Origin of the sequence: Bacteroides cellulolyticus (assembly GCF_025567135.1) — a bacterium.
Lineage (GTDB): Bacteria > Bacteroidota > Bacteroidia > Bacteroidales > Bacteroidaceae > Phocaeicola > Phocaeicola cellulolyticus.
In genome coordinates, this window is the sequence record NZ_JAOQJJ010000033.1 from 1 (window position 1) to 14,115 (window position 14,115).

Below are 14,115 nucleotides of genomic sequence, written 5' to 3' on the forward strand. Positions count from 1 at the left end.
ACATCCATATCCCTTCTTACATCCGGTTCGACAGCTGCCTTTATCAGCCTGTCAACCACAAGCTGTTCCTCTATTTCCAGTCCTCTTTCATCTATTTCCATGATATGTTCATTATCCTTAAGACGATAAGTTTGGTCGAAAACCTGAAGTAATCTTTCAAGCCTGTTCCTAACCTTCCCCTTCAAATACGGTATTTGAATTATTATACTGTCGTGTGTAAGGCTCTCTATAAACGGATCAGGTACACCGTTCTCTATAGGGTTTGAGTTATAGTCCAGATATTTCCTGCGTACATACACCACAGGCTCCTGCAGATCTCCCAACTTATGCCCCAGAATATAAATTGAGACAATAGGAAGACCATAACCTTTAGGGTTTACATCCTTGTCCGGAACATTCTTCTTATCAATATACTGGCTTCCCAGATATTGTCTGAAACGCAATGTCTCAGTCACCAGCCACGTCTTCTGCAATTCAATCAGAATAAGCTGTTGCGTTCCGTCTTCATTCTTTATGGTAGCTGCAAAGTCAATTCTCATCATGGAGATTTTCCTTTGTGTTACGCCTGTATATTCATGAGGACGCATTTCAAGATGAATAATTTCCTTCTGAAGCAAAGCGGAAAGCATAATCTTTGCCACCCTGTCATCCTCCATCATATATTTGAACACCGAATCATATATAGGATTTGCTATCAGTACCATAAGTAACTCCTTTCTTTATATTTGAGACTGCGTAAAGATACACTTTTTTCGTGAAAACACAAAACCGTAAAAATTCCAATGTCAAAAATGAAACTTCTATTGTTACAAATCGGTTTTGACAATTAATCAGGTCATACTGTTTTGTGAAATTAATACAAAACAGAGCCTTACTTGCCAAAGTCGGCACATATTTGAAAACCTGCGACAGAAGCATAGAAATTGTTTATTTTTACATTATAACCATTATGTACGAAGCATTAAATCCTCAAGAACTCCAGCAGGAAAGATTTGGGAGCATATTTTGAGAAAATTGCGGATTAACTCAAAAGCATCTCTCTGGAAAAAAACGGTATATATCCGTGAAAGATAAGTGAATTATAAAAGGAACGCGAAACTTTACTATCCAACAGTCTTTTGATATAGAAAAGGCATTCTCTTCTAGGAATAGAAGGCTATTTTTATAAAATACATACGAATTATCAAGTCTATGCTTATTTGATAGAAAAGGAACTTACAAAACATCCTGATTTGTCAAAGTTGAGTCCTGCGTTGTTTTGGGATACAAGGGTTGAAAAATTAACTGGATAAGAAATAAAGAATGGGGTGTTCAGCGCGTTTTTGAATATGGTAATAGACAAGAAATTGATGAAATAATCAGATTTTATGGTATGGAAACAATAAAAACTATTTTACATAGTATCAATAATAAGCGGAAAAAAGAAACAATGGAAAGAAGCTATAAAGATTTTGCTTTATGAAATGATATTTAAAGTATATCTCTTTTTTTCTTTGGAATGGATGCGATAACTAACTGAATAGACATAATTTACAGATATTTATTATTACATCTTATAGTAAATATATAAAACAGCCTGTAGAGTTAAAATCATTCCAAAGTTTTTTGATTGGAATACTTTAACCTCTACAGGCTGACTAAGATATATAATTTCAAATAGTTTTAATTATAAAAACTATATACTCTCATTAATTGATATCAATTTTGGTCACTTGAAGAAATCTGAGAGTTGTTCTCTATTTCTGAAATAGGTAATTGATAAAGGAAATTACGATCTTCCTGCTCGTGTCTAAATTTTGCAGCAGAGAAATGATTGTTGTTTTCTGCACCCCAAGTTTCATCTGTACGGTCAACAGGAATATTCAAACGACGGTTGTCAATATATTCCAGACCTTCACCCCAAAACTCAACACGTTTCTGATATATTATTTCCTCAATCAAATCAGCTTTGTTGCTAAATGTATATTCATAATCAGGTTGACGGGTTTTCATAAATTCATTGAGTTCTTTTACAGCATCATTTGATCCTTTATGAGTAAAGCCTCTATTTTCATCAAATAAGCTTCCTCCGAACGCAAGTATATATAATCACCCAATTCCCATCCGGCAAATACTCCTGCCTTGATGTTTTCACGACCCGTACCGATAAATTTCACAGCCTGATATTCTACCGCTGCAGATGATTTGGTGTCACGTAGCATTGTAACACGCTTAATTGAACCGTCTTCACCTTTAACGTCAGTTCCTGTAGAACGATCGCAACAGAACCATTTCAAACGAATATCATTGTCAGCAATACGATCTACCAGCGGTTTAAAGGCTGCACGCCATACACCAATGCCGGCATATCCATCACTATAAGCATCCATCTGAGAGAAATAAGACCTATATATTCCAGTATTATCTGCTGTAATGTCACAACCATATACAACATCCGGCAAGCTTATATTGCTGAATCCCTGTAATAAATCATTTTCACTTTTCAATATATCAAAATTGTCTATTACAACTTGTGCATACTTTATAGCTTCATCCCATTCATGTGTAATCATATAAGCACGAGCCAAATACATAGCTACTACACAACCGTCCATGTCAGTAGGTGAAGATGTATGCTCCATACCTAATTCTTTAAACAAATTGAAAGATGTAGTAAGGTCTTTCTTAATCTGTTCATCTATTTGAGCAACAGTGGCACGAGGTTGGTCTCCTTCTGTTTTCTCGGTTATAAGCGGTACACACGGAGATTGGGAATAATCATATTTTGATCCACGTCCCCACTTGGTTCCATCTACACCTGTATAGTAAGAATACTGATACAGATATGTCAGGTACAAGTAAGCATAACCACGGAATCCCATAGCAATAGCTCTGTATTTCAAGTTAGCCGGGTCTTTGCTTTCCGGGTCAATAAGTTTTAGAATATTATTGGCATTCGATATTACTCGATAGTATTCTTTCCATCTGTTATTTGTCGGTGTATAATTCTGCTGCCAGTAATCTATCATATAATGATAGAGACTCATTGCGAAACGACCAGTCATGATCATATCATTACCCATCAGTGATGTCAGATAGTCAAAACTCTTCTGGCCGAAATAATTATGACTCATATCTGTGTCAACATAACTTTGCATGTCAGAATACATACCTGCCACTGCTGCCGAAAATGTCTTGTCCGGATCCTCCTGAGCCACACTGCCCAGTTGATCTTCTGTTAAATAAGCGGTAACGTCAGCGTCTTCAAGACACGATGTAAACAGGCCTCCGGCAATAAGTGCCTGTATCATATATTTCATTATCTTCATATACTATAATATATTTTTAAGTTAGAAAGAAAGGTTTATACCTCCAGAAATTACACGCATTGGAGAATATCCACCATAACTGCTGCTTGCACCAGCCATAGAAACTCGAGGATCAAAACCTTGACGTTTAGACCATAGTGCGAAATTATCTGCGGTTACATAAATCCTCATTTTCTCAACACTTATTTTCTTCATCAAGTTCTTAGGCAATGTATATCCCAAAGTAATATTACGTATGCTGAAATAGCTTGCCTTTATCAGATTAAGATCTGATGATTGAGTAAATGAATTACCACTATCATTTGCATTCCAGATAGGTAATTTACCTTTTCCTGTTTCCGGATTGAAAGTATCCCACATATCTTTATTATGTCCTACATAGAATGATTGACTCATGCCATCCAAGTAAGAATAGTCATAAGCATAACCACCAATCTGGAAAGCTGTAGCTATAGAAAGATCAATACCTTTGTAAGAGAATGTAGTATTCAAACCACCATTAAAATCAGGCAGTGCAGATTTACCAAGGAAATATTTAGTTGCATCTGCATAAGTAGTAGTTGTTGTACGACCTACTACTTCATTGTTTTCATTTAGCTCATCTTTATACCACATTGGCTTGCCTTCTTCATTCATACCAGCATACATGTAAGTATAGTATTCATAACGGCTTTTTCCTTCTCTTAAATTGAACAAGCCATCGGTAATACCATCTTTACGATTCTCTTCAGGCAGTGTCAAGATACGATTCTTATAGTGAGAACCCACTACAGATACAGTCCATTTCAAGTCAGGTCTGTTGAAGATGTCAACATTCAAATCAAATTCGATACCTGCATTTTTCATCGCACCTAAGTTTTCCCAATTATAAGGACGTCCAGCCGTAGAGAAAGCTACAGGACGTTTGAACAACATATCGTCTGTTCTACGGTAGAAATATTCGAATGAACCATATAATCTGTCAAACAAACGGAAATCCACACCTACGTCAAAAGTATTCTGTTTTTCCCAAGTCAAGTCCGGATTACCATAAAATACAGGTGAATATCCCAATTCAGAACCATTCCAAGTAACTTCGTATTGATCCATGTAAGGAGTATAGGCATAACTATATCCTGAAAGGATGTTTTCATTACCTTGAGTACCGTATGATGCACGTAGTTTCAAATCGTTAAGCCATGATTCTGTACCATTCATAAACTCTTCCTTGCTGATACGCCAAGCACCTCCTACTGACCAGAAGTTACCCCAGCGATTCAAGAAACGTGATGTACCGTCACGACGGAAAGCAGCAGAAAGATAATATTTATTATCGTAGTCATAGTCTGCCATAACAAAATATCCTTCTATATTATGGTCAACTGTATAACTGTCGATGTATTGCATCTGACCACCATTTACCAGTTCAGGATTATTAGGATTGAAGAAATTGGTTTTCTGTCCTTCCAGATGTTTGAATTCATATTTATAAGCCTCATGGCCCATTTTTGCAGACAAATGATGATTGCCAAATGCGTTACTATAAGCCAAAATCTGGTTAAAGTTTGTAGTAATTGTGTTATAACTACCTTTTGTACCACGACCACCAAAAGACTGTCCATCACCTATTAAAGGTGTATAATAAGTAGTTGAACTGTTGTTGGTAAAATCATAACTGTAGTTTGCAGTAAATTTAAAATTCTTCAGGAAAGATATTTCTATATACGAACGTGAAGTCAGATTGTTATATACATTTTCACGGATATCTTCATTCATGTTTGCTATAACATTCTGATTGGTTGCAGTAGGGCGCTTTCCTGTACCGTCTGTTTCACCATTTCCGGCATCGTACATAGGTTCTCCGTTCTCATAATATTTCATATTTCCTTCTGCATCATAAGCATGAACCGGGTAGATTGGAGCCCAAGAACGTGCTACACTAAAAGGATTGGACGCTAATCCGGCCCCTTCCTGCACTCCGTTCTGTGTGGTTTTTGAGTAACCAACATTTGTTCCTACTTTCAACCAAGACTTCAGTTGAGAATTAATATTTGCACGAGCTGTAAAACGATTATAAGAAGAGCCTAATACATAAGAATCGTTATCCAAGTATCCCATAGATACATAATAATCAGTCTTATCATTACCACCTGATGCAGATACATTATACTCCTGACGGAAAGCATTATTAAATAATGCGTCAGCAAAAGTGTCATTATAACGAAGACGAGCATTTGTGTTTAAATTTCCGTCCGGTGTCACCAAGTATTCTCCTTCAGGAATGATGAAGGCATTGTAATTTCCTAATTCGCTCAACAACAATTTACTAGCTTCCAAATTTGCGTCTTCAATTGACATTCCACTTGCCCATTGAGTGTTACGAATACCGTACCATGTCAAACGGTAAAATTCTCCTGGATCAGTAACCATATTGTAATCCTTATAAGCACGCTGAGTCACACCCCATGTACCATTAAAGTTTATAGATACTTTATCCTTACTTCCGCTTTTAGTTGTAACCATTACTACTCCACCTGCAGCACGCGAACCATACAAAGAGTTTGACACTGCATCTTTTGATACGTTAATAGAAGCAATATCCGCAGGGTTTATATCAGACAATCTACCATTAAAAGGCACTCCGTCAACTACAATCAAAGCTTCATTGCTTGCCGATAGAGAACCAATACCACGTAAAACTATACTGGCATCGCTTCCAGGCTGACCTGTTGAACTTACAATTTGCAGACCTGCAACAGTTCCTTCCAAGGCATTTGTTACAGAAGTCGCTTGTGAGTTACTGATAATTTCTTTCTTAACACTACTGATAGAACCGACCAAGTCTTGTTTACGTTTAGTGCCATAAGCAACGACTGTCACTTCGTCCAATAGCTCCGAGTCAGAATGCAATTCCACCTTAACAATCTTTTGAATTGCCACTTCCTGTGTTTTCATTCCGATGAATGAAATAACCAAAGTTCCGGCCGAACTTGGAACGTTAGTAATAGTGAAATTACCATCAATATCAGTTACAGTACCAACCTGAGTACCTTTAACCAATACAGATGCGCCCACTACAGGTAAACCATCCTCGTGAGAAGTAACAGTACCTGTTACCTTAGAGACCTGAGCGTTTACCAGACCTATACCAATAAACAGGCAGGTCATTAACAGCATCAATTTTCTTTTCATAAAAATCTCTCTTAAAGTTTAACTTTACATTAATAAAAATTTGTTCTCTCTAACAGGTCGCAAAAGTAATAATAAAATCTGAATATTTTTCTCTTTTTTCAAGCAAAAAGTCGTCATTCCCTGCTTTTTAACACTTAAATTGACAAATTTCTTCTAAAAAAGCAAACGATTACATGTTTTACATCATAAAAAAAGCATTTTGATAGTAATCTGATGTTTTATTACAATTCGATACTTAATAATATCGCTTATTTTATTCCTTGAAAGATTATATGACACTATATTCATTATTTATAAATCAAAAAGTATTATGCAGAAAATTTGTTTTAAACTAGTTCTTAATCGTGAAAATAACCTAAATGCAAATTCTATGGCTATGGTGGAAATAGAAGCAAAGCTACTTTCCAACAAAATTTACTTACCTACAAATGTATTCCTTAAACCTAAGTATTGGAATGTCAGGAAACAGGAAGTAATGCCTTCGCACCCTAATCATGAGTTATTAAATAGGTTTCTGGAAGAACATTTACTAAAATTAGAGTGGAAAGAACTTCAGATGTGGAAAAATAATACTCCACTTACACTTGAGCAATTAATCAATGCCGATATTGAGAATACTAATATAAATGATGGAGCATTTATAGATTTTTGTAAAGGATATATTAATACCAGCAGAAAAAGAGATAGTACAAAAAAGAATCTTATGACAACTGTAAAACTCATAAACATATTTGACTCTGGTACGTCTTTTAGAAGTATAACATATGAATACATAATGGAATTTGAGAAGTTTCTGACTTCAAGAAATTATAAAATTAACACTATAATAAAACATATCAAGCATTTAAGAAGCTTTTATAATGAAGCAATAAACCAAAAATTAATAAAAACCGATGAAGACGCATTTAGAAGATACAAAATGTTAAAAGGTGAGTCGAAATATACATTCCTTCTGCCTGAAGAGCTTCATAAACTGGAAACTTTGTCATTATGTGGAAAAAATAGAAAAATGCTGCATACGCTAGACGCCTTTCTATTCTGTTGTTATACGGGACTAAGATATTCAGACTTCTGTTCGTTAACTAAAGAAAATCTAATCAATATTGATAATAAATTATGGTTAATGTATAAATCTGTAAAAACAGAAGTCGAAACCAGATTACCATTATATCTTCTTTTTAATGGCAAGGCAATGTCTATATTAAAAAGGTATAGTTGCGACATAGGTTCTTTTTTTAAAATAAATTCAAATTCAAGTATTGACAAGGAACTAAAGAGAATAAAAATGTTGGCAGGTATTAGTACACATATTTCATTTCATACTGCCAGACATACAAATGCCACTTTACTTGTATATAAAGGTGTAAACATTACTACTGTACAGAAATTATTGGGACATAAGAATATTCGTACTACCCAGCATTATGCAGACATTCTTCCGCAAGGTATTGTGAATGATCTGGAAAAGAATGCTTGAAGATATTATTAGATCAATGTTTAATACAATACAGGAAACTATCAAAGTCTTGGTGTAGATTATTATATAATAAGGTATAGTCAATATTGTGAATGTCTCTTTACATGTCAACCTGGTCAGGAATCACAACACAAACTGACAACTAAATTCAGTACATTTCAAGCGTGCGTACATTCGACTTAAAGCGTACGCACGTTCGATTTAAAACGTGCGCACGCTTTACTTGAAACATGCCCACGTTTTTTTCGATGTACGAGAATGTATGAAAACGTACAATAACGGTCGAATACCCTATGTTTTCTTATAGGTTTGTCTGCCTCCCTGATATTAGTTTTCTTATACAAAACAGAATGTAAAATTGAATGTAATACTGATATTTTTAGTATAGCTAATAAAAATAGGATATTTATATAAAGATTTATGGAACAAGCGAAAGTTCGGCCGGAACTCTAGTTGTTTCATTCATCGGAATGAAAACACAAGAGGTTGCTATTAAACCTGTTGTTAATGTTGTATTACATTCTGATACTGAAGTTTTGGATGAAGTTATGGTTGTAGCATATGGTACTGCCAAAAAGTCTTCATTCACAGGTTCTGCTTCAGTTGTAAAAGCCGATGAAATCGGAAAGATTCAAACAAGTAATGCTGCTCAAGCTTTAACTGGTAAAGTTTCAGGTGTCCAATTCACTAATGCTTCAGGACAACCAGGTACTACAACTCCAACAATACGTATCCGTGGTATCAGTTCTATCACAGCTGGCAACTCACCTCTGATTATATTAGATGGTTCTCCATATGATGGCGACTTAAACAATATCAACACACAAGATATTGAATCAATGACTGTATTGAAAGATGCCGCTTCAAATGCATTGTATGGTTCACGTGGTGCTAACGGTGTGATTATGATTACTACTAAACGTGGAAAATCACAAGACGCTAAAGTTACTGTAGATGCTAAATGGGGTGTAAATACACGCGCCAGCCGTGACTATGATTACATAACAGATCCTGGTCAGTATTATGAAATGTACCATTTGGCATTAAGAAACTATGCAACAAATGCAGGTGGTTATGATGCAGACAGAGCTTATTCATTTGCAAACGCAAATCTTATGGCTGTTTTAGGTGGATACAATGTTTATAGTGTACCTGAAGGAGAAAATCTAATCGGAAAAGATGGAAAGATAAACCCTAATGCTACATTAGGAAATATTGTAGAATACGAAGGACAAGAATATCTGCTAAAACCAGATAATTGGCTGGATGCTGCATACAAATCAAGCCTCCGTCAAGAATATAATGTTAGTGTTACCGGAGGAAACGATAAAGCTTCTTTCTATTCTTCATTTGGTTATTTGGATAATGGAGGTATTTCTCCAAATTCAGACTATGAACGCCTTACAGGCCGTTTGAAAGCTGATTATCAAGCTAATTCTTGGTTAAAAGTAGGAGCAAACTTCTCTTATACACATTATGAAGCTAATGCTTTGGGTGAGGATGGTTCTTCTGTTTCATCAGCAAACGTATTTGCAGCAGCAACTCAGGTAGCTCCTATATATCCATTGTACATGCGCGATAAAAATGGTAATATACTTGTTGATAAAGCAGGTAATCAGATGTACGATTACGGTGATGGCAGTTATTTAGGATTATATCGTCCTATCTTTGGACAATCAAATGCTTTGTCAGATGCAATACTTAATACAAATAAGAATGATGGTAACGCTATGAATGCTGTAGGTTTCTTTGAAATAAGATTTTTGAAAGATTTCAAATTTACTTCTACTAATAGCGTTTATCTGAATGAAGCACGTAGTACAAATGTAACTAATCCATATTATGGACAATATGCTTCTTCAAATGGTATAATCACAAAAGGTCATTCAAGAACTCTATCATACAACTATCAACAATTGTTGAATTACGCTCATTCTTTCGGACGTAACAATGTAGATTTGATGGTAGGTCATGAATCATATCGCACTAAATATTATACATTAAGCGCAGTAAGACAGAACATGTTTGATCCTAACAATCATGAATTGGCAGGAGCTGTAACAGACGGAACATCTACATCTTATACAACTGATTATAATACAGAAGGATATTTCTTCCGCGCACAATATGATTATGATACAAGATATTTCTTGTCAGGTTCTTACAGACGTGATGCTTCTTCACGCTTCCATCCTGATAACCGTTGGGGTAACTTCTGGTCTATTGGTGGAGCTTGGATTATCTCAAAAGAAGAATGGTTTAACACTCCATCTTGGATAGATTTATTCAAAATTAAAGCTTCTTACGGTACTCAGGGTAATGATAATATAGGAAATTACTTATATACTAATACTTATAACATAGTAAACGCAGGTGGTCGTCCTGCTGCAATACCTAGCGTTATGGGTAACAAAGACATAACATGGGAAACAAACGGAAATTTCAACGCCGGAGTTGATTTCGAAATGTTTGGTGGAAGATTTAGCGGTACAGCAGAATTCTTCTTGAGAAAGACTTCTGATATGCTTTTCTCATTCCCATTGCCTCCTACTTATGGATATACATCATATTATGACAATATTGGTGATATGAAGAATATCGGTTTGGAAGTAGAATTGAATGGTTCTATAATACAAACAAAAGATTTCAACTGGGATTTACGTCTTAATATGACATATTACAAAAATAAAGTAAGCTATTTGCCAGAAGAACGTAAGACTATGGTTGCTCCAGACGGAACAAAAGGATATACTAGCGGAAATTACTTCTATGGAGAAGGTGTTCCTTTGTATTCATTCTGGATGTATAAGTATGCCGGAATCAATGAAAATGGTGAAGCATTGTATTACGCTGATCGTAAAGATGCAGATGGCAATATTATACAGGAGAAAGTAACAAATCCATCAGCTGCAACACAATACATTTGCGGAAGTGCCTTACCTGACGTTTATGGTGGTTTTGGTACTACATTCTCATACAAAGGTATAGATTTAAGTGTTGATTTTGCATATCAGATCGGAGGTCTTGCTTATGATTCCGATTATGCATCTGCAATGTCATCTCCAAGATCTAGTTCTAGCGGTGGTGCAATACACAAAGATATGCTGAATGCATGGAGTGTAGATAATCCAAATGGAACATTACCTCGCTTCCAATATTTGGATTCATATACAGCTGCAACTTCTGACCGTTTCCTCACAAATGCGTCATATTTGAGCTTGCAGAACATCAATCTTGGATATACATTACCTGCTAAATTTACACGCAAATTTGCTGTAGAAGGTTTGCGTTTATATATGGCAGCAGACAATGTATGGTTATGGTCTAAACGTAAAGGTCTTGACCCAAGACAAGCAATGGACGGTTCTACTACCGCTTCATACTATGCTCCTATACGTTCCATCTCAGGAGGTATAACATTAACATTCTAATAAAAAAATATAATTATGAAATATAAAATATCAAATATATTATTAGGACTTTGTTGCTCTTCATCTATCTTATTAAGTGGATGTATTGAAGAAACTTTCCCGACAAACGGAGCGACAGAAGATGTAATAAGTTCTTCGGACAAAGGAATTGAAGCAAAATTATGGGCTATGCCAGCCTTTGCAGTAAATTTTGGAACTGTATCTACTAGTGTAGGATATGATTGGGGATATGGATCTATAATGCATATAAGGGACGTAATGACACAAGATATGCCTGTATATGCAAGTCCTTATGACCATTATTCAGCTTGGGAATGTAATTATTATATCGGTCCGGCATACTTGTCAACACAGTTCATATGGAACTATTATTGGAAATTTATACAAACAACTAACAAGTTGCTTGCTGCCATTCCTGAAACAGACACAGACCCTGTGCATTTAGGATATAAAGCTGCAGGACAAGCATATCGTGCATTCTTATATTTGGATATGGCACAGATGTATGAATTCTTGCCGAACGATAAGACTTCAGGTGTGAACAACTCTGGCAATGACGTAACAGGATTAACAGTTCCTATTGTACGCGAAAATATAACTGAAGAACAGGCCCGCAACAATCCTCGTGTTAAACGTGATGTTATGGTTAACTTCATTCTGGAGGACCTTAATGCAGCAGAAGCCAATATTGACAAACTAAGTTTTAATGATAAAACATTACCTAATTTGGCTGTTGTATATGGCTTGAAAGCAAGGTTATATATGTGGATAGGTAATTATGAAGAGGCTAAGAATTATGCTAGAAAAGCTATAGATGCAAGTGGATGTACTCCTGTAAAATCTGATGCATGGGTTAACCCATCTTCAGGCTTTAATGAACTTTCATCACCAGCATGGATGTGGGGTGTTAAGGCCATGAAAGAAAATGATGCTGTACAAACCGGTATTCTTAACTGGACATCATGGGCTTCTAATGAAGCACAATACGGATATGCAGCAGCAGGCCCTATGAGCAGTGTTGACACACAAATGTATTCAAGAATAGATGATAGAGATTTCCGTAAGCTATCATGGGTAGCTCCACGAGGAACTGCTCTATTTGGCAAGAACTCATTTGTTGATGATAGTTTCGGTGCTTATTTACAAGCTAATTATCCATTAGCATCATTAAAATTCAGACCAGGCAGTGGTAATACTACAGACTTTAATGTAGGTTCTGCAACAGCTTTCCCTTTGATGCGTGTTGAAGAAATGTACTTTATTGAAGCTGAAGCTGCGGCACATTTAAATGCTAGTGAAGGAAAAACTTTAGTTGAAAAATTCATGCAGACATACCGTTATCCTGAATATACATGTTCTGTATCAAGCAGTGATGACGTAGTTGAAGAAATTGTATTCCAAAAACGTGTTGAATTATGGGGTGAAGGACTTACATTCTTTGATATAAAAAGACTTAACATGTCAGTTACAAGAGGATATGAAGGTACGATATTCAGAGATGATGCCCTCTTTAACACAAACGGAAGACCTGCTTGGATGAATTTCTGTATAGTTCAAACTGAGGAAAACAATAATGAAGCATTAAGAGGATTTGAAAATCCTGATCCAAGTGATGTATATGACTTATGGATGGCTCCTGAACAGTAATCTCTAAATAAACATTACATTATAAAAAATAGAGTGTGTCAAAATGTGACACACTCTATTTTTTTGTAATTTATTTAACCTACTTATTTTCATAATAATCTCCAACCATCATATCTATTTTCGGAAATAAAATCTCTAATTTTCCAAATCTCAATAAGATATAATTCCACAAATACCAATACGAGAGATACAGCCCATCCCTACGACATTTGTAAATATTGTATTTATTGATTACTTTTGCGTAATAGACTATGGTATAAACACCAATATACCTATCCTAGTAAGATAAAACACAGTAAAAAAACTAAATTTCCTCTTTGTCCTTCACTCTGTTTGCATTATATTTGTGAAAAATCTTCTATTGCGAATGTCTTGACAAAATATTATTTGATTTGTCTAGAAGAATTATTCTGCATGTGGAGTAACAGCGGTAAAGTATTAAGCTTATGAAATATCCTATAGGAATACAGAGTTTTGAACAGATTATCGAAGACGGTTATGTTTATGTGGATAAGACGGATTTGATTTTTAATCTGGCACATGAAGGGAAAATATATTTTCTGAGTCGCCCAAGGAGATTCGGCAAAAGTCTTCTTGTATCAACTCTTAAGAATTACTACCTGGGAAGAAAAGAGCTTTTCAATGGGCTTAAGATTGCTTCGTTGGAAAAGGACTGGAATGTTTATCCTGTATTTTATGTAGATTTTAATAGTACGGATTTTACAAAAGAGGGAAATCTGGAAAGCAAACTAAGTTTTTACATATCCGAGTGGGAGAAGAAATATGGCTTACCGGATAGAACAGAATTGCTCGGAATAGGTGACCGCTTTACAGAGGTATTGCGTGCTTCGCATGAGCAGACAGGATTTCGTGCAGTTGTCCTTATAGACGAGTATGATAAACCTATACTTGATGTTTTGGATGTAAATACAGAATTGGAAGATCAGCATCGTAATATTCTGAAAGCTTTTTACTCTGTATTCAAGGGAGCAGATGCACATTTGCAGTTCGTTTTTTTAACAGGGGTGACAAAATTCTCGCAAGTCAGCGTTTTCAGCGGTTTTAATCAGCCTAAGGATAT

The 14,115-nt window shown here is 35.6% G+C and carries 7 protein-coding genes and 1 pseudogene; 5 read left to right on the forward strand and 3 right to left on the reverse strand.

What is annotated here, in order from left to right; genetic code table 11:
* A partial coding sequence (locus OCV82_RS14895; RefSeq protein WP_154045142.1) for a hypothetical protein occupies positions 1-704 on the reverse strand: 704 nt, incomplete at its 3' end.
* Between the two features lie 584 nt (positions 705-1,288).
* Between OCV82_RS14895 and OCV82_RS15225 the strand changes: the two genes are divergently transcribed.
* The gene (locus OCV82_RS15225) at positions 1,289-1,462 is read left to right on the forward strand and encodes a DUF6922 domain-containing protein (protein ID WP_394802667.1); all 174 of its coding nucleotides are present in this window, start codon (positions 1,289-1,291) and stop codon (positions 1,460-1,462) included.
* Between the two features lie 236 nt (positions 1,463-1,698).
* Here OCV82_RS15225 and OCV82_RS14905 read toward each other — a convergent pair.
* Positions 1,699-3,308, reverse strand: a pseudogene (locus OCV82_RS14905) (RagB/SusD family nutrient uptake outer membrane protein).
* Between the two features lie 21 nt (positions 3,309-3,329).
* The gene (locus OCV82_RS14910; RefSeq protein WP_154045143.1) at positions 3,330-6,479 is read right to left on the reverse strand and encodes a SusC/RagA family TonB-linked outer membrane protein; all 3,150 of its coding nucleotides are present in this window, start codon (positions 6,477-6,479) and stop codon (positions 3,330-3,332) included.
* A gap of 310 nt (positions 6,480-6,789) precedes the next feature.
* On the opposite strand from OCV82_RS14910, the gene OCV82_RS14915 reads away from it, so the two are divergent.
* The 4 genes from OCV82_RS14915 to OCV82_RS14930 form a co-directional block, all read left to right on the forward strand.
* Positions 6,790-7,956: a site-specific integrase gene (locus tag OCV82_RS14915; RefSeq protein WP_154045144.1), complete on the forward strand. Its 1,167-nt coding sequence runs from the start codon at positions 6,790-6,792 to the stop codon at positions 7,954-7,956.
* Positions 7,957-8,372: 416 nt separating this feature from the next.
* Positions 8,373-11,387: a SusC/RagA family TonB-linked outer membrane protein gene (locus OCV82_RS14920; protein ID WP_262543845.1), complete on the forward strand. Its 3,015-nt coding sequence runs from the start codon at positions 8,373-8,375 to the stop codon at positions 11,385-11,387.
* A 15-nt stretch (positions 11,388-11,402) separates the two neighbouring features.
* Complete coding sequence (locus OCV82_RS14925; RefSeq protein ID WP_154045146.1) at positions 11,403-13,034, forward strand: RagB/SusD family nutrient uptake outer membrane protein; 1,632 nt, start codon at positions 11,403-11,405, stop codon at positions 13,032-13,034.
* Positions 13,035-13,480: 446 nt separating this feature from the next.
* Positions 13,481-14,115 (forward strand): ATP-binding protein (locus OCV82_RS14930; RefSeq protein ID WP_154045147.1); only part of this gene is annotated, 635 nt, incomplete at its 3' end.

What these genes read in the sequence shown, in the direction of transcription:
- OCV82_RS14910 (WP_154045143.1), bottom strand. Translation starts at nt 6,479, where the DNA reads ATGAAAAGAAAATTGATGCTGTTAATGACCTGCCTGTTTATTGGTATA.
- OCV82_RS14915 (WP_154045144.1), top strand. Translation starts at nt 6,790, where the DNA reads ATGCAGAAAATTTGTTTTAAACTAGTTCTTAATCGTGAAAATAACCTA.
- OCV82_RS14925 (WP_154045146.1), top strand. Translation starts at nt 11,403, where the DNA reads ATGAAATATAAAATATCAAATATATTATTAGGACTTTGTTGCTCTTCA.